23 protein-coding genes and 1 pseudogene are annotated in these 26,593 nt (G+C 68.1%); 18 read left to right on the forward strand and 6 right to left on the reverse strand.

The window, feature by feature from the left end; genetic code table 11:
- Nucleotides 1-17 precede the first annotated feature (17 nt).
- Complete coding sequence (locus tag ACH49X_RS08600; RefSeq protein WP_357207093.1) at nt 18-2,129, forward strand: N-acetylmuramoyl-L-alanine amidase; 2,112 nt, start codon at nt 18-20, stop codon at nt 2,127-2,129.
- Between the two features lie 60 nt (nt 2,130-2,189).
- Here the strand turns inward: ACH49X_RS08600 and ACH49X_RS08605 are convergent, their stop codons facing one another.
- Nucleotides 2,190-2,990: an HAD family hydrolase gene (locus ACH49X_RS08605; protein WP_397069720.1), complete on the reverse strand. Its 801-nt coding sequence runs from the start codon at nt 2,988-2,990 to the stop codon at nt 2,190-2,192.
- Between the two features lie 193 nt (nt 2,991-3,183).
- Here ACH49X_RS08605 and ACH49X_RS08610 point away from each other — a divergent pair, with 193 nt between their 5' ends.
- The 8 genes from ACH49X_RS08610 (at nt 3,184) to ACH49X_RS08645 (ending at nt 13,893) form a co-directional block, all read left to right on the forward strand.
- Complete coding sequence (locus tag ACH49X_RS08610) at nt 3,184-4,161, forward strand: ABC transporter permease (protein ID WP_195079682.1); 978 nt, start codon at nt 3,184-3,186, stop codon at nt 4,159-4,161.
- Nucleotides 4,158-5,078, forward strand: coding sequence for an ABC transporter permease (locus ACH49X_RS08615; RefSeq protein ID WP_195079681.1), 921 nt, complete (start codon nt 4,158-4,160; stop codon nt 5,076-5,078). The genes ACH49X_RS08610 and ACH49X_RS08615 overlap by 4 nt, the downstream gene beginning before the upstream one ends.
- Entirely contained in the window at nt 5,075-6,952 is a 1,878-nt protein-coding gene (locus ACH49X_RS08620; protein WP_195079680.1) for a dipeptide ABC transporter ATP-binding protein, read from the forward strand. Before ACH49X_RS08615 ends, ACH49X_RS08620 begins: the two co-directional genes overlap by 4 nt.
- Nucleotides 6,953-6,965: 13 nt before the next feature.
- A complete protein-coding gene (locus ACH49X_RS08625) occupies nt 6,966-8,651 on the forward strand; it encodes an ABC transporter family substrate-binding protein (RefSeq protein ID WP_357207101.1) in 1,686 nt (561 codons plus the stop codon).
- Entirely contained in the window at nt 8,648-10,348 is a 1,701-nt protein-coding gene (locus ACH49X_RS08630) for an ABC transporter family substrate-binding protein (RefSeq protein WP_357107066.1), read from the forward strand. The genes ACH49X_RS08625 and ACH49X_RS08630 overlap by 4 nt, the downstream gene beginning before the upstream one ends.
- A 38-nt stretch (nt 10,349-10,386) precedes the next feature.
- Nucleotides 10,387-12,057, forward strand: a complete 1,671-nt coding sequence (locus tag ACH49X_RS08635; RefSeq protein WP_357207103.1) for an ABC transporter family substrate-binding protein — start codon at nt 10,387-10,389, stop codon at nt 12,055-12,057.
- Nucleotides 12,054-12,716 carry a hypothetical protein gene (locus ACH49X_RS08640; RefSeq protein WP_357207105.1) on the forward strand — a complete coding sequence of 221 codons (663 nt, stop codon included), beginning with the start codon at nt 12,054-12,056 and terminating at the stop codon, nt 12,714-12,716. Before ACH49X_RS08635 ends, ACH49X_RS08640 begins: the two co-directional genes overlap by 4 nt.
- Nucleotides 12,717-12,852: 136 nt before the next feature.
- On the forward strand, nt 12,853-13,893 hold the full coding sequence (locus ACH49X_RS08645) for a phosphotransferase (RefSeq protein ID WP_357207106.1): 1,041 nt from the start codon (nt 12,853-12,855) through the stop codon (nt 13,891-13,893).
- A gap of 150 nt (nt 13,894-14,043) precedes the next feature.
- Here ACH49X_RS08645 and ACH49X_RS08650 read toward each other — a convergent pair whose 3' ends face one another.
- Nucleotides 14,044-14,559 carry an N-acetyltransferase gene (locus tag ACH49X_RS08650; protein ID WP_323124360.1) on the reverse strand — a complete coding sequence of 172 codons (516 nt, stop codon included), beginning with the start codon at nt 14,557-14,559 and terminating at the stop codon, nt 14,044-14,046.
- A gap of 401 nt (nt 14,560-14,960) precedes the next feature.
- On the opposite strand from ACH49X_RS08650, the gene ACH49X_RS08655 reads away from it, so the two are divergent.
- Together ACH49X_RS08655 and ACH49X_RS08660 are read left to right on the forward strand one after the other, a co-directional pair.
- A complete protein-coding gene (locus ACH49X_RS08655) occupies nt 14,961-15,698 on the forward strand; it encodes a FadR/GntR family transcriptional regulator (RefSeq protein ID WP_195079673.1) in 738 nt (245 codons plus the stop codon).
- Between the two features lie 8 nt (nt 15,699-15,706).
- Nucleotides 15,707-16,423 (forward strand): sterol desaturase family protein, encoded by a 717-nt coding sequence (locus tag ACH49X_RS08660; protein WP_357207108.1) that lies wholly within the window; start codon nt 15,707-15,709, stop codon nt 16,421-16,423.
- A 168-nt stretch (nt 16,424-16,591) separates the two neighbouring features.
- Here ACH49X_RS08660 and ACH49X_RS08665 read toward each other — a convergent pair whose 3' ends face one another.
- Nucleotides 16,592-17,146: a TetR family transcriptional regulator gene (locus ACH49X_RS08665; RefSeq protein WP_357107051.1), complete on the reverse strand. Its 555-nt coding sequence runs from the start codon at nt 17,144-17,146 to the stop codon at nt 16,592-16,594.
- 119 nt (nt 17,147-17,265) lie between these two features.
- Between ACH49X_RS08665 and ACH49X_RS08670 the strand changes: the two genes are divergently transcribed.
- From ACH49X_RS08670 to ACH49X_RS08695, 6 genes and pseudogenes are all read left to right on the forward strand, one after another.
- Nucleotides 17,266-18,012 (forward strand): carboxymuconolactone decarboxylase family protein, encoded by a 747-nt coding sequence (locus ACH49X_RS08670; RefSeq protein ID WP_357207110.1) that lies wholly within the window; start codon nt 17,266-17,268, stop codon nt 18,010-18,012.
- A gap of 131 nt (nt 18,013-18,143) precedes the next feature.
- Nucleotides 18,144-18,350: a heavy-metal-associated domain-containing protein gene (locus ACH49X_RS08675; protein ID WP_195079669.1), complete on the forward strand. Its 207-nt coding sequence runs from the start codon at nt 18,144-18,146 to the stop codon at nt 18,348-18,350.
- 16 nt (nt 18,351-18,366) lie between these two features.
- Complete coding sequence (locus ACH49X_RS08680; RefSeq protein WP_357207112.1) at nt 18,367-19,302, forward strand: hypothetical protein; 936 nt, start codon at nt 18,367-18,369, stop codon at nt 19,300-19,302.
- Between the two features lie 37 nt (nt 19,303-19,339).
- A complete protein-coding gene (locus ACH49X_RS08685; RefSeq protein ID WP_357207114.1) occupies nt 19,340-21,586 on the forward strand; it encodes a heavy metal translocating P-type ATPase in 2,247 nt (748 codons plus the stop codon).
- 217 nt (nt 21,587-21,803) lie between these two features.
- Nucleotides 21,804-22,199 (forward strand): annotated as a pseudogene (locus tag ACH49X_RS08690) (ectoine synthase).
- Nucleotides 22,196-23,311, forward strand: a complete 1,116-nt coding sequence (locus tag ACH49X_RS08695; RefSeq protein WP_357207116.1) for a low specificity L-threonine aldolase — start codon at nt 22,196-22,198, stop codon at nt 23,309-23,311. The pseudogene ACH49X_RS08690 and the gene ACH49X_RS08695 overlap by 4 nt, the downstream one beginning before the upstream one ends.
- Before the next feature lie 213 nt (nt 23,312-23,524).
- Here the strand turns inward: ACH49X_RS08695 and ACH49X_RS08700 are convergent, their stop codons facing one another.
- Nucleotides 23,525-23,869, reverse strand: a complete 345-nt coding sequence (locus ACH49X_RS08700) for a hypothetical protein (protein WP_195079666.1) — start codon at nt 23,867-23,869, stop codon at nt 23,525-23,527.
- Nucleotides 23,870-23,974: 105 nt separating this feature from the next.
- A complete protein-coding gene (locus ACH49X_RS08705) occupies nt 23,975-24,838 on the reverse strand; it encodes an NAD(P)H-binding protein (protein ID WP_195079665.1) in 864 nt (287 codons plus the stop codon).
- Between the two features lie 85 nt (nt 24,839-24,923).
- On the opposite strand from ACH49X_RS08705, the gene ACH49X_RS08710 reads away from it, so the two are divergent.
- Nucleotides 24,924-25,751, forward strand: a complete 828-nt coding sequence (locus tag ACH49X_RS08710) for a helix-turn-helix domain-containing protein (RefSeq protein WP_323124357.1) — start codon at nt 24,924-24,926, stop codon at nt 25,749-25,751.
- Nucleotides 25,752-26,058: 307 nt separating this feature from the next.
- On the opposite strand, the gene ACH49X_RS08715 is transcribed toward ACH49X_RS08710, so the two are convergent.
- Nucleotides 26,059-26,442, reverse strand: a complete 384-nt coding sequence (locus tag ACH49X_RS08715) for a hypothetical protein (RefSeq protein WP_357207118.1) — start codon at nt 26,440-26,442, stop codon at nt 26,059-26,061.
- Between the last annotated feature and the right edge of the window lie 151 nt (nt 26,443-26,593).

The following is a 26,593-nucleotide window of genomic DNA, read 5'->3' on the forward strand; positions in this document are numbered from 1 at the left end:
CCTGATTGGAGACGCACGTGCGGTACCGCAAACCGAAACGCTCCTACGTGCTACCGGTTGTCACCACCCTCGCGGTAGCTGCCCCGCTCGGCACGCTCGCGCTCAGCGATTCGAACGACTACCGCACCGCCACCGACAGCGAACCGGCCACCGTCTCGGCCGGGCTCGCCGAGGTCTCCCTGACCCACGCCCCCGATATCGTGTTGCCGCTGCGCGAACTCACCGGGCTGAACCTGCCTGATCTGCATCTTTCCGACCTGCGCATGCTGCCGATCGCGGCGGGCATTCCGATTCCGGAAGGGCCGCTGCCACCGGGCGCGCAACCTCCGGAAGGAATGCGACTACCCAGTTCCAATTCCAGCCAAACCTCCGAATCCGAATTAATGCCGAGCCGATCGGACCGAAGCACGAATTCCGCTGGTCAGCCGATTTCCGGACCGCCGGCGAACAGTGTGCGCTTCATCGCCGATCCCGCCCGGCTCCAGCCCGGCACCACGCCCGACACCCCCGCGCTGTCTCCCGGTGCGGTGAACCCCGAACTGATGAGCCAGGTGGGGGCACAGGTCAAGGAACTTTCCAGCGACACGCCGTTCAGCATGGTCGCACTCACCGCGCGAGAGCTGGCCGACACCAAAGCCACCATCCGCGCTCGGCAGCCCGACGGCACCTGGGGCCCCTGGTACGACACCGAACCGGTGGACACCCACCGCACCGATCACTCCGGCCCCGGCCCCACCGACGGCACCGAGCCGATCTACGTCGGCAACACGAACGCGGTGCAGGTGCTGGTCACCCGCAAGCAGGCAGCGCGGACCATCCAGCCGGTGGCGCAGCCCGGACCCAGCGCCGACGACCGGTCACAACCAGCCGACCCGGCTCAGCAGGCCGCGGACCTGACCGCCGTGCTGATCGATCCGGGCCGGGCCGCCGCCGACGGCGATCTGCACAGCGTGGCCGCCGCGCTGCCCGGCGGCGGACCGAGCGTGATCACCCGCGCCCAGTGGGGCGCCGACGAATCGATCCGGTGCGCCGAGCCGACCTACGACGACCGTCTCGGCGGCGTCACGGTGCACCACACCGCGGGGCGCAACGACTACAGCAAGTCCGAGTCGGCGGGCATCGTCCGCGCGATCTACACCTATCACGCGAAGACGTTGGGCTGGTGCGACATCGGTTACAACGCGCTGGTCGACAAGTACGGGCAGGTCTTCGAAGGACGCTTCGGCGGCCTCGACCGCCCGGTGCAGGGCGCGCACGCGGGCGGGTTCAACGAGAACACCTCGGGCGTCGCGCTGATGGGCAACTACGAGTCGGAGCAACCGAGCCAGGAGGCGCTCCAGGCGATCGGCGCTTTCGTCGGCTGGCGCACCAAGATCGCCGGACTCGATCCCAAGGGCTCCACCACCATGTACTCCGAGGGCACTTCCTTCACCTCGTACGCCGAGGGCGAGGCGGTGCAGTTGCCGGTGGTCTTCGCACACCGCGATGTCGGCAACACCACCTGTCCCGGCGACGCGGCGTACGCGCTGATGGATCGGATCCGCGACATCGCCGCCGGTGCGCCGGACGCTTCTGGCGCGCCCGACAGCCAGGTGCCCCCACCAGCGGAATCCGACGTGGCGGCCCTCGCCGCGCTGACCACCAAGCTGCTGAACATGGTGCAGGAGAACATCATCGCCAGGCACTGGTCGCAGTCCGGCGGACCGAACGGCCCGCTCGGCGCCGTACGTTCGGACGTGCTGCCCGCCGCGGGTGACCAGCAGTACGCGAAGTTCGCCAACGGCTATGTCTACACCGCCGCAGACGGGCAGGTCGTCGAGGTGCTCGGCAGCATCCTGGACCGCTTCCTGCAACTCGGCGCCGACACGGGTGTGCTCGGACTCCCCCTGCGCAACGCCTATCCGGTCCCCGACGGCCTGCGCGCCGACTTCGAGCACGGTTCATTGATCCTCGACCAGCTCACCGGCCTCGTCACGACGGTGTGGAAGACCTACAACGACACCTATCGAGCGGAAATGAGCCGGAACCCGGTCGCAGCGCAGGTGAGTGCCCCGATCCCGCACCGTCCCCCGGCGCCCGCCGCCACGGCTACGGGCGGCGCGCCGATCCCCGGCGGGCCCGATCGTTGATCTCCGCTCGGAGCCCGTGCCCGACGCGCGGGCTTCGAATCGCTCCGTCACCCATTTCTCTCACACCCACCAGCGTTCCAGGATGCGCGCGACTCCGTCGTCGGAGTTCGATTCGGCGACCTCGTCGGCGGCGGCGATGGCCTCGGGGTGGGCGTTGCGCATCGCGACACCGTGGCCGGCCATGGTGAGCATGGGGACGTCGTTGGGCATGTCGCCGAACGCGACGATGGTGGACGCGTCCACGCCGAGCCGCTGCGCGACCACGGCCAGCCCCGCGGCCTTGGTGATGCCGGGGGCGGACAGTTCGATGAGTCCGTGCTCGGTCGAGTAGGTGATGTCGGCGCGTTCGCCGATCAGCGGCGCGAGCACCGCGCGCATGTCCGAACTGCGCGCGCCGGGCAGCCGGATCAGCATCTTGATGGCGGGCGCGTCGATGACCTCCTCCCTGGCGACGGAGGTGTCGTCCGGGTTGAGCCAGGCGTGCTCGTACTGCGGCGAGCTGACGAACTGCGGCGTCACGGCGTCGTGCGCGCTCTCGCCGACGCGTTCGGCGGCCAGACCGCAGCCGGGCAGCGCCCGCTCGGCGATGTCGGCGAGCCAGGCCAGCGTCGGCACGTCCAATGCCATGCTGGTCAGCACCCGGTCGGCGGCGCTGTCGTAGATCACCGCGCCGTTGCCGCATACGCACAGCGGCGCGTACCCGAGCCCCTGCACCACCGGATCGATCCAGCGCGGCGGGCGTCCCGTGGCCAGCACGAACGGCACGCCGTCGGCGATCAGCGCGCCCACCGCCGCCTTCGTCCGCGCGGTCACCCGCTCGTCACGGTCGATGAGGGTGCCGTCCACGTCGGTGGCGACCATCTTCGGTTTGGGGAGGTGCAGGGGCGTCACCCGTCCATCCTGCCGGACAACCTCCGGCTCGCGCCCGGCCACCGTGGCCGGACGGGCTCCGGACATGCCCGGATGTCGTGTGGCACGCGCGCCGCGAACCGCGTCCTTATGATCGGGGGCTAATACCGACGCTGGCCCGCCCAGCCGAAAGACCAGAGGACTGATGACCGGCTTCCTGCTACGACGCGCGCTCAACTATGTCGTGCTGTTGCTGCTGGCTTCGTTCCTGACGTTCAGTTTGGCGTCCCTGACGTTCCGGCCGCTGGACAGTCTCGAACAACGCAATCCGCGCCCGCCACAGGCAGTGATCGACGCCAAGGCCGAGGAGCTGCACCTCAACGACCCGATCCCGGAGCGGTACGTCACCTGGCTCAAAGGCATTCCGCACGGCGATTTCGGCACCACGCTGGCCGGTCAGCCGGTCAGCGAGGAACTGCCGCGACGGGTCGCGGTGAGCCTGCGGCTGCTGATCGTCGGTTCGCTGGTCGGCACGGTGCTCGGGGTTCTGATCGGCGCGGCGGGCGCGATCCGGCAATACAAGTTCAGCGACTATTTCACCACGGTGGTGTCACTGCTGATCTTGAGCACGCCGGTCTTCCTGCTCGCGACGCTGCTGAAATACGGTGCGCTGGAGATCAACTCGCTGACCGGATCGCAGATCTTCCTCTACACCGGCGAGACGTCGGCCAACACCATCGAAGGGTTCGGGCCGCAACTGCTCGACCGCGTCCAGCACCTGATCCTGCCCACCACCGCGCTGGCGCTCGGCGCGATGGCGAGCTACAGCCGCTATCAGCGCAACGCGATGCTCGACGTGCTGCAGAGCGATTTCATCCGCACCGCCCGCGCGAAGGGTCTTACCCGCAGCAAGGCGCTGTACAAGCACGGCCTGCGCACGGCGCTGATCCCGATGGCCACACTGTTCGCCTACAGTCTCGGCGCCCTGATCACCGGCGCGACGTTCACCGAGAAGATCTTCGGCTGGCACGGTGTCGGTGAGTGGCTGGTCGACTCGATCAACGCCCAGGACCTGTACGTCGTGGTGACGGTCACCGCGTTCGCAGGCCTGGTTGTGCTGGTGTCGGGTCTGCTGTCCGACATCGTGTACGCGATTCTCGATCCAAGGGTGCGTGTGGGATGACGGAAACCGAGATCATCGTCCAGGGCGCGCCCGAGGTCGCCGCGACCGGGCGGCGCAGGCTGGTGCTGCGGCGCTTCCTGCGCAACAAGCCCGCCGTCGCTGGTGGCCTGATCCTCATCGCGCTGTTCGTCGTGAGCTTCGCGCTGCCGCCCTTCCTGCCCTACGACTACCAGCAGCTGGACTACACCGCCCTGCTGAAACCGCCGAGCCCGGACCATCCCTTCGGCACCACCCAGATCGGGCAGGACGTCTTGGCGCAGACCCTGCGCGGATTGCAGAAGTCGCTGGTCATCGGCCTGTGCGTCGCGCTGCTGTCCACCACGATCGCCGCCACCGCCGGCTCACTGGCCGGACTGCTCGGCGGCTGGACCGACCGGGCGATCATGTGGCTGGTCGATCTGCTGCTGGTGGTTCCGAGCTTCATCGTCATCGCGCTGTTCGCGCCGCGCACCAAGGGCAGCGGCTCCATTCTGCTGCTGATCGTCCTGCTGTCCTGCTTCGGCTGGATGATCTCGGCGCGGATCGTGCGCGGGCTGACACTGAGCCTGCGTGATCGCGAATTCGTCCGAGCCGCCAGGTACATGGGCGCGCCGACCCGCACGGTGATCCTCAGCCACGTCATCCCGAACATCGCCTCGATCCTGATCATCGACACCACGCTCACCGTCGGCTCGGCGATCATGGCCGAAACGGGTCTGAGCTTCCTCGGTTTCGGTGTGCAGCCGCCGGACGTGTCACTCGGCTCGCTGATCGCGGCGGGGACGAAATCAGCGTTGACTTATCCCTGGCTGTTCCTGTTCGCAGGTGGTCTGCTGATCATCACCGTGCTGTGCGCCAACCTCGTGGGCGACGGACTGCGCGACGCGTTCGATCCCGGCGCGAAGCGGGCTCGGTCGAAGAAGAAGGCGAAGGCATGACGAGCGCGGGAACAACCGAGAAGACGATCGAGACCACCTCGACCGCGCCCCTGCTGGAGATCACCGATCTGCGGGTGTCCTTCCCCAGCGAGGAGGGCCGGATCGACGCGGTGCGCGGCGTCACCTACACGGTGTCCGATGGTGAAGTGCTCGCCATCGTCGGTGAATCCGGGTCGGGCAAGTCGGTGTCCTCGCTGGCCGTGATGGGGTTGCTGCCGGAGCAGGCGCGGATCACCGGTTCCATCCGTTTCCGCGGACGCGAACTGCTCGGGCTGGGCGATCGCGACCTGTCCAAGCTGCGCGGCAGTTCGATCAGCATGGTGTTCCAGGACCCGCTCTCGGCGCTGACGCCGGTCTACCGGGTGGGCGATCAGATCGCCGAAGCCCTGCTGGCGCACGGCAAGGTGAGCAGAGGCTCAGCCGCGAAACGCGCGGTGGAGCTGCTCGACCTGGTCGGCATCCCCGATCCGGAAGTGCGGGCCAAAGCGTTTCCGCACGAGTTCTCCGGCGGCCAGCGCCAGCGCGTGGTCATCGCGATGGCGATCGCGAACGACCCGGCGCTGATCATCTGCGACGAACCGACCACCGCGCTGGACGTGACGGTGCAGAAGCAGATCCTCAACCTGCTGCGCAAGGCGCGCGACATCACCGGCGCGGGCGTCATCATGATCACCCACGACATGGGCATCGCCGCCACGCTGGCCGACCGCGTCGCCGTCATGTACGCGGGCCGGATCGTCGAAACCGCCCCCGCCGCCGAGCTGTTCGACGCGCCGCGGATGCCGTACACCGTCGGTCTGCTCGGCTCGATCCCGCGCATGGACGGTCCGCCGCGACGACCGTTGATCCCGATCGTCGGCGCGCCGCCCGCCATGCACGCGCTGCCGCCCGGCTGCTCGTTCGCACCGCGCTGCCCGGTGTCGATCGACGAATGCCGGGCGGCGGAACCGCCTTTGGAGACGGTCGGGCCGGGGCATACCGCCGCATGCATCCGCACCGCCGAGGTCGGCACCGACGAGCTGTTCGAGGCGTATCGGCGCGAGATCGCCGAGCCGGAGGCCGAGGCGCAGGTGGACTCGGATGTCGTGCTGCGGGTTTCGGACCTGGTGAAGGTCTTCCCGATCACCTCGGGTGTGGTGCTGCGCCGCCGCAAAGGAGAGATCAGGGCGGTCGACGGCATCAGTTTCGAGGTCCGGCGCGGGCGCACCTTGGCGCTCGTCGGTGAGTCCGGCTCCGGCAAATCGACCACTCTCACCCAGATCCTCGATCTGGTGCCGCCGCAGTCGGGCGCGATCGAGATCATGGGCAGCGACGTCGCGACCCTGAGCAAGGCCCGCAAGCGGGAGATCCGCCGGAAGATGCAGATCGTCTTCCAGGACCCCACCGCCTCCCTCGACCCCCGTCTGCCGATCTTCGACGCCCTCGCCGAGCCGTTGCGCATCGACGGGCGGCCGCGGGCGGAGATCGCGCGCCGGGTACCGGAACTGCTCGAACAGGTCGGTCTGCGCCCGGAGCACGCCGACCGCTACCCCGCCGACTTCTCCGGCGGCCAGAAACAGCGCATCAGCATCGCCCGCGCGCTCGCGCTCGACCCGGAACTGCTGGTGCTGGACGAGCCGGTCTCCTCGCTGGACGTCTCGATCCAGGCCGGCGTGCTGAACCTGTTGCGCGACCTGCAAACCGAGCGCGGGCTGTCGTATCTGTTCGTCTCGCACGACCTGTCCGTGGTGCGGAACCTGGCCCACGACATCGCGGTCATGTATCGCGGCAAGATCGTGGAATACGGCTCGGCGGAGCAGATATTCGCCGATCCGCGACACGAGTACACCAGGGCGCTGATCGACGCGGTCCCGGTGCCGGCAGTCAGCCGATAGGCAGGAGGGCGCGATGCGGATCCGTTTCGACCGAACGCGGTGGGCCGCGGGGGTGGTGGCGCTGGCGCTGATCACCGCGGGTTGCGCGAGCAGCGCCGACGATTCGGCCGCCGGACTGTCCGACGCGCTCGGCACCACCAGCGACATCAATCCCAAGCATCGTGACGAGGTGCGCGAGGGCGGCAACCTGCGCCTGGCGGTCACCAGCTTCCCGGCGAACTGGAACACCCTGTCCACCGACGGGAACGACGGCGAGATCGGCGACATCGAGCGCCCGCTCATGCCCCGCGCGTTCGACGTCGACGCGGCGGGCAACCTCACCGTCAATCGGGACTTCTTCACCGACGTGGCGCTGACCGGCACCAACCCGCAACAGGTCACCTACACCATCAATCCCGAGGCGGTCTGGTCCGACGGCAGCCCCATCACCTGGGAGGACATCGCCTCACAGGCACACGCGCTCAGCGGTCGCGACAAGCGCTTCCTCATCGCGATCACCAACGGGTTCGAGTTCGTCGAGAAGGTGGAACGCGGTGTGGACGACCGGCAGGCCGTGCTCACCTTCAACCATCCCTTCGGCGAATGGCGCGGCCAGCTCGCCGGTGATTCCGCGCTTTTCCCGAAATCCGTCACCGCCGACCCGGAGTCGTTCAACAAAGGACTCGTGGACCGGCTCGGCCCCAGCGCCGGCCCCTTCGTGATCCAGTCCACCGACCGCACCCAGGGCCGGATCGTGCTCAGCCGCAACCTGAAATGGTGGGGCGAGACGCCGAAACTGGACACCATCACCTTCAGCGTGCTGGATCAGGCGGCATGGGCGAGCGCCCTGCAGAACAATGAACTCGACCTCGTCCGTCTGTCTTCGATCGACGAGGTCAAGACGGTTCGCGAGACCGGCGGCCTGGTGATTCGCCGTGCGCCGGGCAACCGCTGGCGGCACATCACCTTCAACGGCGCGCCGGGGTCGATTCTCGCGGACGCGCGCCTGCGGGTGGCGATCGCGAAGGCCATCGACCGGCAGGGCATCGCCACCGCGACGCAGAACGGTCTGGTGGAGAACCCGAAGCCGTTGAACAACCACATCTTCCTCCAGGGCCAGGACGGCTACCAGGACAATTCGGCGCCGGTGGCCTACGACCCCGACCAGGCGGCACGGGAACTCGACGCGCTCGGCTGGAAATTGAACGGCGATGTCCGCGAGAAGGACGGACGCAAGCTGGAGATCCGCGACGTGATGTACAACGATCCGCTGTGGATCCAGGTCGCGCAGATCATCCAGCAGAACCTGGCCCGGATCGGCGTGCGGCTGATCATCGACACCAAACCCGGCGCGGGGTATTTCACCAACGTCATCATTCCCGGTGATTTCGACGCCGCGCAGTTCGTCTTCACCGGAGACGCGTTCTATCTGAGCGATATCCGGCAGATCTACTACTACGACCCGAACGATCTGCAGGGCAACTACGGCCGCGTCGGTTCGCCCGAGCTCAACGCCTTGATCGAGCGCACACTGACCGAACTCGATCCGAAGAAGATGATCGAACTGGCCAACGAGGTCGACCGGAAGGTGTTCGAGGAAGGACATTCACTGCCGCTGACCCAGTCCGACGGCAGTTTCGGCGCCCGCGCCGACCTCGCCAACATCGGCTCGCCCGGCCTGGCGTCCTACGACTACACCAAGATCGGATTCGTGAAATGAGACCAGCACAGCCAACCCGGAACCGCCGCGGGCAGGCACGCACGGTGATCGTCCGGGCTCTCACCGTCGGCACGGCGCTCGCGCTGCTGGTCGGCTGCGGCTCCGGCGGCAGCGAAGTGAAATCCGGCTCCAACGCGATCGGCTCGACCAACGACATCAACCCCCGCGACCCGAGCGAATTGCGCGACGGCGGGAACCTGCGCCTGGCGATCACCAATTTCCCCCCGACGTTCAATTCCCACCACGTCGACTCCAACGGCGACCTCGCCGAAGTGGTCGACTGGACCTTGCCGGGACCGATCACGGCCGACGCCGCCGGTGAGGTGTCGATCGACCACAACTTCTTCACCGACATCGCCTTGACCGAGACCACCCCGCAGCGGGTGGTCTACACCATCAACCCCAAGGCCGTCTGGTCCGACGGCAGCCCGATCACCTGGGAGGATCTGCGGTCCCAGGCGGAAGCGCTGAGTGGCCGCAATACCGAATACCGGGTTTCGGCGACCCAGGGCTACAGCCGGGTGGCCAAGGTCGAACGCGGCGTCGACGACCGCCAAGCGATCGTCACCTTCGCGCAGCACTACGGGGAGTGGCGCGGCCTGTTCAGTCAGCTGTACCCCAGGGAGTCGACCGAGACGCCACAGGCGTTCAACGAGCGCGATCGCAACGGGCTCGCCAAGTCGGCGGGGCCGTTCGTGATCACCTCGATCGACCGGGCGCAACAACGAATCGTGCTCAGTCGCAACCCGAAATGGTGGGGCGAGACGCCGAAGCTCGACACCGTCACCTACAGCGTGCTCGACTGGTCGGCCCGGCTGAACGCTTTGCAGAACAACGAACTCGACGCCATCGATGTCTCGGGCATCGAGGAGGTCAAGTCCGCCGCCAACTCACCGGGCATCATCGTCCGTCGCGCCTCGCGCCCGTTCAACTCGCAGATCACCTTCAACGGCGCACCGGGGTCGATTCTCGCGGATCCCAAGGTGCGCGTCGCGATCGCGAAGGGCATCGACCGGCAGGGCATCGTCACCGCGCTGCAGAACGGGATCGTGGACAATCCCACTCCACTGAACAACCACATCTACCTCAACGGGCAGAAGGGCTACCAGGACAACTCCGCGGTGATCGCCTACGACCCGGACGAGGCGGCCCGCATGCTGGACGAACTCGGCTGGAAGCTCAACGGCGATGTCCGGGAGAAGGACGGACGCCAGCTGGTCATCCGCGATGTGATGTTCCAACAGGACACCTGGGTGCAGATGGCTCAGATCATGCAGCAGAACCTCGCGCGGATCGGGGTGAAACTGCTGATCCAGACCTATCCGGGCAACGGCCTGTTCACCGATGTCATCGACCCGGGTAACTTCGACATCGCGCAGTTCAGCTGGGAAAGGAGCATCTTCCCGCTCGGCGCGCTGCCGCAGATCTACGCCTACGACCCGGCGAACACGCTCAGCAACAAGGGCCGGATCGGATCGCCCGAGCTGAACGACCTGATCGAGCAGACCATCTCCGAACTCGATCCCGAGCGGGCGATCGAGCTGGCGAACAAGGCCGACCGAATGATCTTCGAGCTCGGCCACTCGGTGCCGGTCGCGCAGTCGGCCGGCAACGTGGCCGTCCGTGCGGGGCTGGCCAACTACGGCGCCTTCGGGCTGGCTTTCCCGGACTACCTCCGGGTCGGCTTCGAGAAGTGAGGCCGGACCGAAGGACGCGACGAGCGGAAAGGATCACCATGCGGATCACCTCTGCGTGTGCCCGGCTGGCGTTGTCGCTGGCCGTCGTCGGGCTGACGCTCACGGGCTGCGGCGGCGGCGACAACGTCACCGGAGGCACCAGCACGGTCGGCACCACCAACGACATCAATCCGAGGGACCCGAGCGAACTGCGCGACGGCGGCAACTTGCGGCTGGCCCTCACCAACTTCCCGGAGAACTTCAACTATCTGCACGTGGACGGCGGAACGGAGACCGTCTTCTACCTCCTCGAACCGACGATGCCGACCACCTTCGTCAACGACGCGGCGGGGCAGTTGAGCGTCGCCCACGACTTCTTCACCGATATCGAGCTGATCGGAACCAGTCCGCAGCAGGTGAGATACACCATCAACCCGAAGGCCGTGTGGTCCGACGGTTCGCCGATCACCTGGGAAGATCTCCGCTCCCAAGCCCATGCTCTGAGCGGCAAGGACAACGCGTTCCTCGTCTCGTCCACCAGCGGATACGACCGGGTAGGCAAGGTCGAGCGCGGCAGCGACGACCGGCAGGCCGTCGTGACATTCGATCAGCCGTTCGGCGAATGGCAAGGACTGTTCAACCCGCTGTATCCGAAGTCGGTCACGGCGACTCCGGACAGCTTCACCAATGCGGCCAAGAACGAGCTGCCGCTCAGCGCGGGCCCCTTCGTGATCACCTCCATCGATCGCAGCCAGAACCGCATCGTGCTTGGGCGCAATCCCCGGTGGTGGGGCGATACGCCGAAGCTGGATTCGATCACCTTCAGCGTGCTGGACCACTCGGCCTGGCTGCCCGCGATCCAGAACAACGAACTCGACATCGCCTACATGTCCGGCATCGAGAACGTCAGCGCGGCGCGCAATGCCGCGAACGTGGTCATCCGGCGCACGCCGGAAGCGACCTGGTCGCACATCACCTTCAACGGCGCCCCCGGTTCCCTGCTCGCCGATCCGCAGCTGCGAATCGCCATCTCCAAGGCGATCGACCGGCAGGGCGTGGTCACCGCCTCGCAGCACGGCGTCGTCGACGATCCCAAGCCACTGAACAATCACGTCTTCGTGGCGGGGCAGAAGGGCTACCAGGACAACGCGGCCCCCATCGCCTACGACCCGGACGAGGCGGCCCGGATGCTGGACGCGCTCGGCTGGAAGCTCAACGGCGACGTCCGCGAGAAGGACGGCCGCAAGCTCGAACTCCGCGACGTGATGTACCAGCAGGATCAGTGGGTGCAGACCGCGCAGATCGTGCAGCAGAATCTCGCGCGGATCGGGGTGAAGCTGATCATCCAGACGGTGCCGGGCACCGGCCTGTTCACCAACGTCATCGACCCCGGCAATTTCGACCTGGCCCAGTTCAGCTGGGGCGGCAGCGTTCTGCCGCTGAGCGGGTTGCGGCAGATCTACTACTACGATCCGAGCAACTGGCAGAGCAACAAGGCACGCATCGGCACTCCGGAACTCAACGCGCTGATCGACCAGACGCTCGCCGAACTGGATCCGGAGAAGGCCATTCAGCTGGCCAACCAATGCGATCGGATGATCTTCGAAGAGGGCTACTCCATCCCGCTGAACCAGGCGGCGGGCACCTATGCCGCCCGGACCGACCTGGCGAACTACGGCGCGTTCGGCCTCGCTTCGCGGGACTACACCAAGGTGGGTTTCCTGAAGTGAGTTCCGGATCGGGCCACCCGCTGGCCTATCCGATCACGGTGACGTTCGGCGCCCTCGCGGTCTGTGCCGCCTGGGCGCCGTTCGGCACTCTGGATCAGGTGGCGGCGATCGCGGCCGTCGCGCTCGCCGTGTGCGGGTACACCGGATACCGGCTCGCCGTCGCCTTCGGGATGCTCCGGTTCCATCGTCTTGGCGCTGCGCGGACCGTACGGGTCACCCGTGTCCGCCAACACCATCGCCTGGTCGGCCGGTCGTGGTTGCAAGTCGGTGGCACGGGCCGGCCGCGGTGGCTTCCGGTGTACTTCGACCCGGCGCTGGTCACCCTCACCGAAAGCGAAGCGGAACCCACCGACCGCGCGATGCACGTCGCGGGACGACGCCTCTACCCGTCCGGCCGCATGCGCGACGTCGAACCGCCCGGCCGTCTCGTCGACAACCCGAGCCGCCCCGACCCCGACGCTTCCGCCCACATCGCGCAGGCCACTCGCCTGCGCCGCCGCCTCCTGCTCGACGCCCAATCCACCGTCGCCGCCCCCATCGCCGCTCTCCTGTGGGTCTACCTCGACGGCGGCGGCTTCCCCGTCTTCCTGGCCGCCACCACCATCGCCGCCGCGTGCGCGATCTGGCTCTCCGCCGTGCAGGGCTCCGACCCGAGTTGAGACCACGGGGTGGGACACCCATGAAGCCTCCCTCGCGCAGGTCGAACGTTTGACAGCGGCGACTCGGCGCGTGCAGCCTGAGACCGGAAGTGGCCTCATCCCGTCTCTTGTCTCCCACTCGACCCCAGGAGATCACTTGACCGGCGAAGTCGCACATATCCCCGCCGTCATGGACCCCCGCGGACTCGAGTCGACACTGCGCGCCACGCACCGCTTGTCCTCCACAGAACATGTCGATGACGTGGCGGTCCACCGACTCGCGCAGTCCGGCCTGGTGGGCGAAGTGCTACGCCTATCGATCCGTTACGACCGGCCCAGCGGCTCCGGCCCCGAATCGCTCATCTTCAAGGAAGCGTCGGACCGGTTCACCGAAAGCCGTCACCTGGCCGAAGTCGAACTCGGCTTCTACCGGTATCACGAGGCGCATCCCACGCCGATCGATGTCCCCGCGGTACTGGCCCAGGGGCCGGCTCCTGCTCCGTGGCTACTCATGGAAGACCTGGGCGACGACGGCTTCGTCCGGCAGATCGACGGGTGCCCGCCCGATCTGGCCTTCCGCGCGATAACCGCGCTCGCGACCATGCACGCGTGGGGCTGGAATCGCGCCCTGCCCGCGGATTGGGACTGGCTGCTGCCGCCCGCGAACTCACCAGTCGGTGCGATCTGCCGACGCCGGCTGCGCGGCTACGGCGGCGACTGGCCGACGGCGCTCGGGCCGTTGCCTGCTCTCGTCATCGATGGATTCGAAGATGTGGCCGCCATGCTCGCGCCACCACAACGCACGATCGCGCACGGCGATTTCCACAGCCAGAATATTCACTTCGGGCCGCATCGCTGCAGGTTCATCGATTTCCAATTCTTGCAGCACGCGTCGGGGATGCTGGACGTGGCCCGATTCCTCGCCACCAGTTTGACCACCGAAATCCGCCGTGCGATCGAGGGCGATCTGCTCCGCGCCTACCAGGACCGTCTCGCAGAACTCGGCGCAGCACGGGAAGACACCGAGCAGTGGACCACCGAATTGCGGGCCGGGCTGCTGTGGAACTTCTGCACACCGCTCACTCTGCGCGTCATAGGACTGGAGCAGAGTCGAGGAAGCTGGCCCGCTCGACTGCCCATCTTGGAACGTTGCGCGGCGGCCGCCGACGACTGGGCTGCCCTGGATCTGCTCCGCTGACCCGGTGAAACTACCGTGCTGCGCTGCAACGGTATTCACACCACGGCGGTCGATCCGCCATGAGCCATTCCCGGCGCGATGCTGGTGCCGGTACGCACCGGTGCCCGACGGCGGGGCAAGCTCGAGCCACCCCACCGTCGGTACTGCTCGCTAGTCGATGCCGAATGGCGCGGCGTAGCGGACCGTGCCACCCGGTAGCGGGTGGGCTGGGTCGAGTGTCAACGCCATCAACGCCTCATCCGGCACGTCGATGCTCAGGCCGATGCCGTGCTCGGAAGCCCGGCCGAAGCCGAAGCGCGGGTAGTACGTCGGATGACCGAGCACGATGACGAAACGCTCGCCCATCCGCGCCGCGGCCGCCAAGCCGGCCCGGATCGCGGCGGAACCCGCGCCCGTCTTCTGGTACTCGGGCAGCACCGCGCACGGGCCGAGACACAATGCCGGCGTGGTGTCGACGTGGCAGCGAGTCAGCAGCGCGAAGCCGACCGGCGTGTCGTCCGGCAGCGTGCTGACGATCGACAGGCCATCGATCCATGCGGGGTCGTCGCGCAACGCGTCGACCAGTTCGGCCTCCTCGGCACGCTCGAAGGCCGCGACGTTGATCGCGTGGATCGCGGCGATATCGGCATCGGTTTCGGCGCGCACACGCCAATTGGTGGAACTCAACTCGGATTCTCCGTGTTCTCGATGGTCGGGCCCGGTCGCGGACACAGCACCACCGTCACGGGAGCCCATGGGCTCGGCACGAACGCCGGACGGAAGGGATCAGACCGGTACCCGAGACGATTGGACGGTCCGGATGTCGTGCGTGACGGTGGTTTTCGGCGCGGTCATCCCGCTCCACCTCCTCGGTATGGGTCTCCACCTCGAATACGAACGAGCGATGCTAACCCGCCCGGCGGCAGGTGACTACCGAATTACCCGAGCGCCCTGGGGTCCCGGCCGGGATCAGCTCGACTCGGGCACAGGAACGAACCAGCGACCGGTCAATGAGCGCCAATGGGTTACAGCACGGCAAATTGGTCTGACCACTTGACCTCCTGACCAAATCGGCGCACAGTGGACGCATGGCGTTGCAACCTGTGGTCAAGCGATCGGTGTCGGCGGACGTGTTCGAGCAGATCGCCGCGGACGTGCTCAGCGGCGAGCTGGCGCCAGGGGCGACCTTGCCCAGTGAGCGGCAGTTGGCGGAGGCGCTCGGGGTGTCCCGGCCCGCGGTACGGGAGGCCTTGCAGCGGCTGGCCGCCGCGGGGCTGGTGTCGGTGCGCCAAGGCGATGCGACGACTGTGCTGGACTATCGGCGCGGGGCGGGGCTCGAGGTCCTGCCCAGGCTATTGGTGCAGGCCGGAGAACTGGACCCCGCCGTAGCGCGCAGCATCCTCGAGGCCCGCCTGCACAACGGGCCCAAAGTGGCGGAGCTGGCCGCCCGGCGGGTAGGCGCGATCGGCGCGGCCGAGGTCCGCCCGCTGCTGGAGTCCTCCCTCGACGCGCTGGCCGCCGAGCAGGACCCGATCGCGCAGCAGCGGCATGCGATGGAGTTCTGGGATCACGTCGTGGACGCGGCCGACTCGATCGTGTTCCGGCTGATGTTCAACATGTTGCGCGCCGCCTATGAACCGGCGCTCGCGGCGCTGGCCCCGATCATGTCCGCCGAGGTGGGCAACATCGAGGCATACCGCGAACTGGCCACCGCCATCGCCGCGGGCCGGCCACAGAAGGCCGCCACCACCGCTCGGGCGCTGCTCGAGCCGGCGACCACCGCCCTGATCGAGGTCCTCGGCGGACCGCCGGTCACGCACAGCTAGGAACGATCATGACGAAACCCGAAGCCTCCGAAAACGCTTCGACCGACGCGAACGCTCGGGAGCGGGTGCGCAGGGACGAGCGGACGCTGCGGCGCGGACTCACCCTGGGCCGGGCATTCGAAGAATTCGTCCGGCACCCCTCGCCGTGGATGATCGGCGCCACGCTGGCGGGCGCGCTGATCGCCCGTGTGGTCGTCGGCGACTGGCAACTCACCGACCTGCTGGTCCCCTCCGTGATGCTGGCGGTGTTCCCGGTCTTCGAGTGGATCGTGCACGTCACCGTGCTGCATTGGCGGCCACGGCGGCTCGGCCCGATCGCGCTCGACAGCGAACTCGCCCGCAAGCACCGCGAGCACCACGTCGATCCGCGGGACATCCCGCTGATCTTCATCCCGGCGAAGACACTCGCGGTGCTGGTGGTGGTGCTGATCGCGCTGGCGCTGTTCGCCTTCCCCCGCCTCGGCGTCGGCCTGACCTTCCTGATCGCCATCACCCTGCTCGGCCTCGGCTACGAGTGGACGCACTACCTGATCCACACCGACTACAAGCCGAAAGGCTCGCTCTACCGGGCGATTTGGCGCAACCACCGCCATCATCACTACAAGAACGAGCACTACTGGTTCACGGTCACCAGTTCCGGCACCGCCGACCGTCTCTTCGGCACCTACCCCGACCCGGCCACGACCGAGACCTCACCCACCGCCCGCAACCTGCATTCGGCCTGATCCGAGCAGGCGCCGCCCCGCGAGGTCAGCGGGGCGGCACCGGTGCGCGCATCCCCTCCGCACCGCCCTACCGGGCGATTCCGATCGCTCCGCCCAAGGCTGTCCCCCGACGACTCCACCAGGCGGTCAACGCGGCCAAAGCTCGGAGTCGGCATGCCACGCCGGCTCTCACCCCGCCGCGAGCAGGCGCTCCGCGATGGCCTTGGCACGAGACGCCGCGTCCGGAGTCCCCTCACGGACGGCGGTGACGATCGCCCCGTCCACCAGCAGCGCGAGTTCGGCGGCCAACTCGCCCGCGTCGGATCGCCCCGCCTCGGTGAGCAATTCGTTCAGGTAGTCGATCACGCGGCGCTTGTGCCGATCGGCGACCTGATGGGCGGCGCTCTCGCGATCGGCCACCTCGACCATGGTGTTGATGAACGCGCAGCCGCGAAAATCCTTGCGCGCGAACCGCCGTGCCAGCGCGTCGAAGACCGCGAGCGGACGCGCGGCCGGGTCGCCGGTCTGCTCGACCGATTCGCGCAGCCAGTCCAGCCACCGGTGGTCTCGATCCTCCAGCACCGCCACGACGAGGTCGTCCTTGCTCGCGAAGTGACGATAGAAGGAAGCCCGGCCCACGCCGGACTCTTGCAGCAGGCGATCGAGACCGACGGCGCGAATCCCCTCGGCGTAGAACAACTCTTCCGCCGTGGTGAGCAAGCGCTGCTTGGCCTGGGTTGGCATGCCGCCACGGTAGCAGAACGGAACCGGTCAGTACCATCCAGCTTGACCAAGACGGAACCGATCAGTACCATCTTGACTCGGAACCGATCGGTACCATCTTGTTCGAGCTGGAGGCTTCGATGTCCCGCCTGCCCCTTGTGTCCACCGACTCCGCCGACGCCGAGCAGTCCGACCTGCTCGCCGAGGTACAGCGCCAGCTGGGCCGGGTCCCGAATCTCTACGCAGCCATGGCGAACAGCCCCGCCACCTTGCGCGGATACCTGAGCCTGCGCGACGCGCTGACCGAGGGAAAGCTCTCGGCCCGGGCGCGCGAGCAACTCGCCTTGCTGGTCGCCAGCGAGAACGGCTGCGACTACTGCACCGCCGCGCACACCATGCGCGCCGACCGGATGGGCTTCAGCGAACAGGCGATCGCCGACACCCGCGCGGCACGCGCCGACGATCCGCACGCCGACGCGATCCTGCGCGTCGCCCGTGACGTGCTCCACTCCCGCGGCCGGATCGACGACGCCGCGCTCGCCTCGGCGCGCGCCAGGGGCGTCAGCGACGCCGAACTCAGCGAGATCGTCGGCCACGTCGCATTGAACGTCTTGTCCAACTACTTCAACCACGTCGCCGAGCCGGAACTCGACTTCCCGCCCGCGGCACCGGCGAAAGGCACGGCGATGGAAGCGAAATGGCGGCTCGCGAGCAAGGTCGTGTTGGCCGATGGCTATTCCCTGACAGACAGGGAGGGACGCCCCACCCGCACCGTCGATGACGTCCACATCGCGATCGAAGGCGGCTTCCTGCACGTCAAGGTGTCCGGCACCGCCGACGTGCAGGTGGTGTCGGCGCCCGCCGTCGCGCTGGTGACCTACCGCTGATCCCACCCGCGCAGCCCGGTCCGCGACTCGTCGCGGGCCGGGCTTTCGTCTGCGCCGAGCTTGACACGTCTATACCCTAGGGGGGTAGGGTAAATTGCAGAAACAGACGCACTCGCAGGAGGACACCGACCATGAGCACCACCACCGTGACCGTCACCGGCATGACCTGCGGCGGTTGCGCCGCCAAGGTCCGCACCGAGATCGGTCGCATCGACGGCGTCGGTTCCGTCGCCGTCGATCTCGCCGACGGGCTGGTGAGCGTCGAGAGCGCGAGCCCGATCGAGCGCGCGGAACTCGCCGCCGCCGTGGCCCGCGCCGGCTACGCGGTCGCAGGCTGACGGGCGGAACACACCGATGAACGCATCCACCAAATTCGGCGGCTTCGCCCTCGGCCTCGCCGCGATTTTCGGGATCGCCCTCGCGGCCGGTGCGGTGATCGGGCCGGAGCCCGCCGAACCCGCCGCTCACGACGCGAAAGCGCACGACACCGCCCAAGGCGCCGACGCACTACCTGGAGGAATGATGGCCACCGACCGCGGCTACACCCTGCGGCTGGACACCACCCGGACCACCGCCGCCGCGAACGTGCCGCTGCGCTTCCGCATCCTGGACCGGGACGGGAAACCCGTCACCCGCTATGTGCGCAATCACGACAAGGATCTGCACTTGATCGTCGTGCGCCGCGATATGGCCGCCTTCCAGCACGTCCACCCGGTGCTCGATGCCGACGGCACTTGGAGCGTCCCGCTCGACCTCGGCCGCGCCGGTGACTACCGGGTCTTCGCCGACTTCACCCCCGAGGGCGGCGAGAACCTGACACTCGGCGCGGATCTGCTGGTGGCGGGTCTCTACGACCCCCAGCCGCTGCCCGCGGCGGCCGCCACCACCACCGTCGGCGACTACACCGTCACCCTGGACGGAACCGTAGTCCCCGGCCGGGCGTCGAAGGTGACGCTCTCGGTGAGCCGCGCGGGCAAACCGGTGACCGACTTGCAGCCCTACCTGGGCGCTTACGGCCATCTCGTGGCCCTGCGCGCCGCCGACCTGGGCTACCTGCACGTCCATCCGGAAGGCCACCCCGGCGACGGCGTGACCGCGGCCGGACCGGGCATCACCTTCGCCGTCACGGCCCCGAGCGCGGGCGACTACCGCTTGTTCCTCGATTTCCAGCACGAGGGCGTGGTGCGCACCGCCGAATTCACCGTGACCGTCGCGCCGGGCACCCCCGCTGTAGACGCCCCGCACCACAACGAACACACTGGTCAGCAGCCGGACGGCCACGCGCACTGACCCGACAACCGTCCGCGCACAGAACGGAGCACCCACGATGACCACCGCGACACAACCGCCGCCCTCCGGGCAGGTCGAACTCGTGATCGGTGGAATGACCTGCGCGTCTTGCGCCGCCCGGATCGAGAAGAAGCTCAACAAACTCGACGGCGTCACCGCGACGGTGAACTACGCCACCGAGAAGGCCCGCGTCGAGGTCACCGGGGACATCTCGCCGGACGACCTGATCGCCACCGTCGAACAAGCGGGTTACACCGCGGCCCTGCCCGCTGCCCCGAAGCCGCAGGAGAGCGCCGCGGAAGAAGATCCCGCCGCCGCCCTGCGCACTCGCCTGCTGGTTTCGCTGGTGCTGTCGGCGCCGGTGATCGCCATGGCGATGATCCCGGCCTTGCAGTTCACCAACTGGCAGTGGCTGTCGCTGACCTTGGCCGCGCCGGTCGTGGTGTGGGGCGCGCTGCCGTTCCACCGCGCGGCGTGGACCAACCTGCGCCACGGCGCGTCGACCATGGACACCTTGATCTCCATGGGGACGCTGGCCGCATTCGGCTGGTCGCTGTACGCCCTGTTCTGGGGCACCGCGGGCACGCCGGGCATGACGCATCCATTCGAATTCACCATCGCGCGGATGGACGGCACCGGCAGCATCTACCTGGAGGCCGCCGCCGGCGTCACCACGTTCATCCTGGCCGGACGCTTCTTCGAGGCCCGCGCCAAACGACGGGCGGGCGCGGCGCTGCGTGCCCTGCTCGAACTCGGGGCCAAGGAGGTCTCCGTCCTGCGCGGCGGAACCGAGCAGCGCATTCCGGTGGAGCAGCTACGGGTCGGCGACCGGTTCGTGGTGCGGCCCGGCGAGAAGATCGCCACCGACGGCATCGTGACGGAAGGTTCCTCCGCCGTGGACGCCTCGATGCTCACCGGCGAGTCGGTGCCGGTCGAGGTGGGCCGGGACGACGCCGTGGTCGGCGCGACCGTCAACGTGGGCGGCCGGATCGTGGTGCGTGCCACGCGAATCGGTTCGGACACCCAGCTGGCGCAGATGGCCGAGCTCGTCGAGGACGCGCAGACCGGCAAGGCGCAGGCGCAGCGGCTGGCCGACCGGATCGCCGGGATCTTCGTGCCGATCGTCATCGCGCTGTCGGTCGCGACGCTCGGCTTCTGGCTCGGCACCGGCGGTTCGGTGGCCGCGGCGTTCACCGCCGCGGTGGCCGTGCTCATCATCGCCTGCCCGTGCGCGCTCGGGCTGGCCACGCCGACCGCGCTGATGGTCGGCACCGGACGCGGCGCGCAGCTCGGCATCCTGATCAAGGGCCCCGAGGTGCTGGAGTCGACCCGGCGGGTGGACACGATCGTGCTGGACAAGACCGGCACCGTCACCGCGGGCAAGATGACGCTGCTCGATGTCGTCGCGGCCGAGGGCGAGCAGGCCGAGCGGATCCTGGAACTGGCCGGGGCGCTGGAGGATTCCTCCGAACACCCCATCGCCCATGCCATCGCCAAGGGCGCCCGCGAGCGGGTGGGCGAGCTGAAGCCGGTCGAGGATTTCGCGAATGTCGAGGGCCTCGGCGTGCAAGGCGTGGTGGACGGCCACGCGGTGGTCGTCGGCCGCGCCCGGCTGCTCGCCGACTGGTCGCAGCACCTCGACGACGATCTCACTCGCGCGATGCGCGCCGCAGAAGCCGAAGGGAAGACCGCCGTCGCGGTGGGCTGGGACGGCAAGGCGCGCGGCGTGCTCGTCGTGGCCGACGCGGTGAAACCCACCTCTGCCGAGGCGGTTTCCCAGCTGCGCGCCCTCGGGCTCACCCCGATCATGCTGACCGGCGACAACCGCGCCGCCGCCGACGCGATCGCCGCACAGGTCGGCATCGATGCGGTGATCGCGGAGGTGCTGCCGCAGGACAAGGTCGCCACCGTCAAGCGGTTGCAGGCCGAAGGCAAAGTGGTCGCGATGGTGGGCGACGGCGTGAACGACGCCGCGGCGCTGGCGCAGGCCGACCTGGGCCTGGCCATGGGCACCGGCACCGATGTCGCCATCGAGGCGGGCGATCTGACCCTGGTCCGCGGTGATCTGCGGGCGGCGGCGGACGCGATCCGGCTGTCGCGCCGCACCCTCGCGACCATCAAGGGCAACCTGTTCTGGGCGTTCGCCTACAACGTGGCCGCGATTCCGCTGGCCATGGCGGGCTTGCTCAACCCGATGCTCGCGGGCGCCGCGATGGCGTTCTCCTCGGTCTTCGTGGTGAGCAACAGCTTGCGGTTGCGCGGTTTCCGCTCGACGGCGAACTAGACCCACCGGACGGGACGGCACAACCGGTGTCGTCCCGTCCGCGCGTCAGCATGGCTTGATTTTTGCGATACGGGGCAATTCCGCCACTGTCGGGCATGCCGCGCGAGCGGCCATGATCTTTGGTGTTCGCAGGAAGCACTCAGGTCGCCGGAGTCAGCGAGGACCGCGATCCGGCCACCGTCCGACCCACCCGGTGGAGCACGAACAAAGGAAACCCATGATCGTCCGTTCACTGAAAGAGATCGTCGGCACCGAGCGGGAAGTGCGGGGTCCCGCATGGAACAGCCGTCGCTTGGTGCTCGCCGAGGAGAAGGTCGGCTTCTCCGTGAACGACACGGTGGTCGAGGCGGGCGCCGAGCTCGAGATGTGGTACGCCAACCACGTCGAAGCCGTCTACGTGATCGAGGGGCATGGCGAAGTGATCGACGGCGAGACCGGGCAGACGCATCCGCTCTAACCCGGTGTGCTGTACCTGGTGGACGCACACCAGCGGCACATCCTGCGCGCCCACACCCGGTTCCGCGCGGTCTGCGTGTTCGACCCGCCTCTCACCGGCCGCGAGGTCCATGACGAGAACGGCGCTTTCCCACTGCTGAGCGAGGAGGACCGGTGAGCGACAGCTCCCCCGAGCCCGACCACGAGAATCCGCGCGGATTCGCCAGCGACAACAACGCCCCCGTGCACCCGGACATCATGGCCGCGCTGGCCGCCGCCAACGTGGGCCACCAGCCGGCCTACGGCGCGGACGTCCACACCGCGCGGCTTCGCGAGCTGATCAAAAGCCATTTCGGCGAGCGCGCCGAGATCTATCCGGTCTTCAACGGCAGCGGCGCGAACGTGGTCGGATTGCAGGCCATGTGCGACCGGTGGAGCGCCGTGATCTGCCCCGAGTCCGCGCACATCAACCGCGACGAGTGCGGCGCGCCCGAGAAGGTGGCCGGTCTGAAGCTGATCCCGGTGCCAACCCCCGACGGCACACTCACGCCGGAGTCGCTCGACCGCTACACGTGGGGCTTCGGCGACGAGCACCACGCCCAGCCCAAGGCCGTATCCATCACGCAGAGTACCGAACTCGGCACCCTCTACACGCCAGGAGAGATCGCGACGATCGCCGCGCTGGCGCACGAGCGCGGCATGCTGCTGCACGTGGACGGCGCCCGGCTGGCCAACGCGGCCGCCGCACTCGACCTGCCGCCGCGCGCGTTCACCACCGACGCCGGGGTGGACGTGCTGTCGTTCGGGGGCACCAAGAACGGTCTGATGTTCGGCGAGGCGATCGTGGTGCTCGAGCCCGACGCGGTGCGCGGCGTGCCGTACCTGCGCAAAGCCGCGCTCCAGCTGGCCTCCAAGATGCGGTACGTGTCGGCGCAATTCGTCGCGCTGCTGGAGGGCGACCTGTGGCTGCGCAACGCCCGGCACGCCAACGCGATGGCGGCCCGGCTGGCCACGGCCGTCGCCCGGGTGCCCGGCGTCGAGATCGTACGACCGGTCCAAGCCAATGCCGTCTTCGCCGTGTTGCCCCGGGAGGTCACCGAGCGGCTCCAGCAGCGGTTCCGCTTCCACACCTGGGACGAGCGCACCGGTGAGGTCCGGTGGATGTGCTCGTTCGACACCACTGAGGCCGACGTGGACGCCTTCGCGGCGGCAATCGGTGCGGAAATGGCCGCTCGATCCCGGAACTCGCACGCCCGCAGCACAAAACACCGGACGGGACGGCACACGTAGTGTCGTCCCGTCCGGGCATCCGCCAGGAGGTCTCCATGTGGGCGATCACCGAAGGCGCGGATCGCGCGGCATCCGGTCGCCAGGCGTAGCGCGCGTGCTTGCTCGCCGCCGCCCGCGCGCTACGCGCGAGCACAGCGGATTCCGGCAATGCATGCGCATAACGCCATGGGCGAGCATACCCCTGGCACACCGGATTCCGAAATGGAATTCGGCTCAGCCGCGCAGCGTGGTGACCGTGACCAGCGACGGCTGAATCAATGCCCCGTACACCTCGATCGACACCCCGCCGGTGGGGGTTTCGCTGGCCCACCGGGCGTGTTCGGTGATCCCCTCGCCGAGAAGCGCTTTCGCTCCTGGCGACCACGCCACGGCCACCTGGCTCAGCGCCGGTCCGAGATTCAGGTTCGCGATCGCCGCGGATTCACCGTTGTCGAAGTAGACCTCCGTGCCGCCGGGGAACGGATTGACCGCGACCGCGGAGGCACTCGCCCCACCGAACGCGGCGGCGGATCCGCCCGCCACGAGCGCTACCAAGACCGTCATGACCCGTTGACGCATCCGAATTTCCTTTTCGTGTAAGCACACCGGCCGGCCAGCCGGTCATGTCACCTTTGCCGAGCGGACATCGTTCGGCAATTCGATGTGCTGCTGATCACACGCAGCCTACGGTGTGTTCGCGTCGGCCGCGAAGGCACTCGCGTGATCGGCCGCCCATTCGGCGAAAGTACGTGCACGGCCGAGAATTTCCACCACATCCGGGGTGACGATCGCATTGCGTCCGGCACGGACATATTTCTGCCCAGCCAGCGCACCGTCGGCGAATTCGACGGACATTCCGGACGCCAGCATATGTGCGCGCGCTTCGGTTTCGGGAATATCGATCACGTCCACCGGGCGGCCGGTGACCGTTGCCAGAGTCGCGGCCAGATCGTGCGTGGTGAGCAATTCCGGCCCGGTGAGCGTGTAGATCCGGCCGGCGTGATCGGCGGAAACCAACGCCTCGACGGCCACTGCGGCGACGTCACGGGGATCGACGACCCCCTGGGCGGCGTCGCCGGTCGTGTTCGGCACCGGCTGTCCGGCCCGGATCGCGGCGGCCCAGCTCAGGGTGTTGGAGGCGAATGAACTGGGACGCAGGATGGTCCAGTCGACGCCGCTCTCGCGTGCGGCCTGCTCACCGGGCATATGCCAGGTCCCGACGCGGCCGAGACCGGTGTCCCCGGTGCCGATGGCGGAGAGCTTGACGATTCGGCCGACTCCCGCGTCCCGCGCCGTGGCGATCAGAGCACGATCGAGTTCCGCGTACTCCGGGCCGAGCACCCCGACGATGAACGCGGCCTCCGCACCGGCCATCGCCTTCGCCATGGACGCGACGTCGGTGTAGTCGCCGCGCGCCACTTCGACGCCCGCGGGGACGTCGGCCCGGTCCGGGTCGCGGGTGACGGCACGGATCGCGGTCCCGCGCTCGCTCAGCTGCCGGATGATTTCACTGCCGATGGTGCCGGTCGCACCGGTGATCACGATCATGAGCACCACCGTGCCGGGCGTTCGCGCAGGTCTCTAGGAAATTCCGGCACACATGCCGAGCGCGCGGCTGCCTACAGTTGATGCGGTGACCACTCTGCTGCGCCCGCCTGTCGTGACCGCCGAGTTGGTCGAGAGATCCGAACCCGCGCCGGAGTCGCTGCGGCCGTGGCTGGCCGAACTCGGCCACATCCCGACCGTGCTCGACCTGTCCGAGCCGTTCGCGCACGTGCCGCAGACGGCCACCACGATCGTGCTGCGCACCGAGCGCGAAGAGGCCGGTGACCACCGGGTGGCGCTAGTCGTCGGGCCGCAGACCAAGGCGAGCTACTCGCGCGCGAGCAAACCCGCGGGCTGCGTCCGCCTGCGGCTGGCCCCGGGTGCGGTCCCCACGCTGCTCGGTGTTCCGGCGGCCGACCTCACCGATCGCGTGCTGCGCCTGGACCACCTGCCCGGCCCGGTCGCGCCCTTGGCCGCCGAGCTGAGCGAACTCGATCACGGCGAGGTCGTGTCATACCTGGAGAACGAACTGCCCCGCCGTATACCCGACGATCCGGCCCAGAGCGCCCGCCGCGAACTGCTCACCACGGCCGTAGCCGCCATCGCCGCCGACCACCCGCTTTCTGTCTCCGAGTTGGCCACGCGCCTGTCCGTCAGCGAACGCCAGCTCCGCAATCTGTTCGCCAGTGGCATCGGCGTCTCCCCGAAACACTTCGCACGCATCAACCGCGTTCGGCGGGTCCTGTCCCGCACCGACGACATACCGCTAGCCGATATCGCGACGGACACGGGCTATTACGACCAGTCGCACATGACAGCCGATTTCCGCAGTCTGATGGGTGTACCGCCCACTTCATACCTCCGAGGCCGGGTCCCCGCCCCTTCCCCTTGCCGCCCACTCACCCGTCTCCGCTGACTTTCTCAACTCGAATGCCCCGGGTCAGACCTGGTCCTCGGCCGCGACACATGCTCGCAGTACAGACGTTCGCAAGGGAGGCGGGGTAGACCCTCCGCGCCATCCGGGAGGACTTCTATCGCGTCGGGGTAATGAGCATGCCGCCATTCGCGCGCGAACGTCATCGCCGCCGTGACGCATGCGGCGAAATCCATGCGCAGTCCGTCCAGGAACACACTCACGTGGACGTCGTCCGAGGGATTGGTGCAGGAATCGCCGCACATCACGCACCTGATCCCAATGTGGGCATCTCGAGATCGCCTGTGATTTAAATGCGACGGAAGTAGCGGTAGTCCTCGCGGCTGACTATCACCGCCGCGACGAGCGTCGCGCACGCTGAGTAGTCGCAGTCGCAGTGCATTTCGAGCGCCTTGCCGGCATTCGCTGGACTGGATACCGGCCTCGCGCCGGACCGCGCGACCGCCACGTCCAGCCGGAACAACTCCGCGAACAATCGCACGTCATCAGGCAGATCGGGCTGAATGAGAAAGGTCCAGCGCCCCGAACGCGGATGCCCCACGATCGGGCCGGGAGGGACGCCCCGGCTCTGCATATGCGCCTTGACCGCCTGCCCGAGGCGAGTAGGCATCGTCATCGCCCACACCGACCCGGCCCGCAGCACGATCCGCCCGAGCTCCGGCGGGTCGACCACAGCGGGGAGCCCACACTCCCGCCGGTAGAACAGGCACCGCGATCGTGGAGTGTCGCCATACGTATTCATCCGTAACCCCCACTCTCAGTCGAAACGTTCTTTGCGCATCCGGTTCGGCCGGTCGCGCGAAATCGCCCAGCATTCCGAGGCC

Source organism: Nocardia sp. NPDC019323 (genome assembly GCF_044389845.1).
GTDB classification, from domain to species: domain Bacteria; phylum Actinomycetota; class Actinomycetes; order Mycobacteriales; family Mycobacteriaceae; genus Nocardia; species Nocardia implantans.

Excerpts from the sequence above, each read along its gene's own strand:
- ACH49X_RS08635 (WP_357207103.1), top strand. The coding sequence starts at position 10,387 with ATGCGGATCACCTCTGCGTGTGCCCGGCTGGCGTTGTCGCTGGCCGTC.
- ACH49X_RS08625 (WP_357207101.1), top strand. The coding sequence starts at position 6,966 with ATGCGGATCCGTTTCGACCGAACGCGGTGGGCCGCGGGGGTGGTGGCG.
- ACH49X_RS08665 (WP_357107051.1), bottom strand. The coding sequence starts at position 17,146 with ATGCCAACCCAGGCCAAGCAGCGCTTGCTCACCACGGCGGAAGAGTTG.
- ACH49X_RS08670 (WP_357207110.1), top strand. The coding sequence starts at position 17,266 with ATGTCCCGCCTGCCCCTTGTGTCCACCGACTCCGCCGACGCCGAGCAG.
- ACH49X_RS08685 (WP_357207114.1), top strand. The coding sequence starts at position 19,340 with ATGACCACCGCGACACAACCGCCGCCCTCCGGGCAGGTCGAACTCGTG.
- ACH49X_RS08615 (WP_195079681.1), top strand. The coding sequence starts at position 4,158 with ATGACGGAAACCGAGATCATCGTCCAGGGCGCGCCCGAGGTCGCCGCG.
- ACH49X_RS08700 (WP_195079666.1), bottom strand. The coding sequence starts at position 23,869 with ATGCGTCAACGGGTCATGACGGTCTTGGTAGCGCTCGTGGCGGGCGGA.
- ACH49X_RS08660 (WP_357207108.1), top strand. The coding sequence starts at position 15,707 with ATGACGAAACCCGAAGCCTCCGAAAACGCTTCGACCGACGCGAACGCT.
- ACH49X_RS08675 (WP_195079669.1), top strand. The coding sequence starts at position 18,144 with ATGAGCACCACCACCGTGACCGTCACCGGCATGACCTGCGGCGGTTGC.
- ACH49X_RS08630 (WP_357107066.1), top strand. The coding sequence starts at position 8,648 with ATGAGACCAGCACAGCCAACCCGGAACCGCCGCGGGCAGGCACGCACG.
- ACH49X_RS08680 (WP_357207112.1), top strand. The coding sequence starts at position 18,367 with ATGAACGCATCCACCAAATTCGGCGGCTTCGCCCTCGGCCTCGCCGCG.
- ACH49X_RS08610 (WP_195079682.1), top strand. The coding sequence starts at position 3,184 with ATGACCGGCTTCCTGCTACGACGCGCGCTCAACTATGTCGTGCTGTTG.
- ACH49X_RS08655 (WP_195079673.1), top strand. The coding sequence starts at position 14,961 with ATGGCGTTGCAACCTGTGGTCAAGCGATCGGTGTCGGCGGACGTGTTC.
- ACH49X_RS08605 (WP_397069720.1), bottom strand. The coding sequence starts at position 2,990 with ATGGTCGCCACCGACGTGGACGGCACCCTCATCGACCGTGACGAGCGG.
- ACH49X_RS08620 (WP_195079680.1), top strand. The coding sequence starts at position 5,075 with ATGACGAGCGCGGGAACAACCGAGAAGACGATCGAGACCACCTCGACC.
- ACH49X_RS08705 (WP_195079665.1), bottom strand. The coding sequence starts at position 24,838 with ATGATCGTGATCACCGGTGCGACCGGCACCATCGGCAGTGAAATCATC.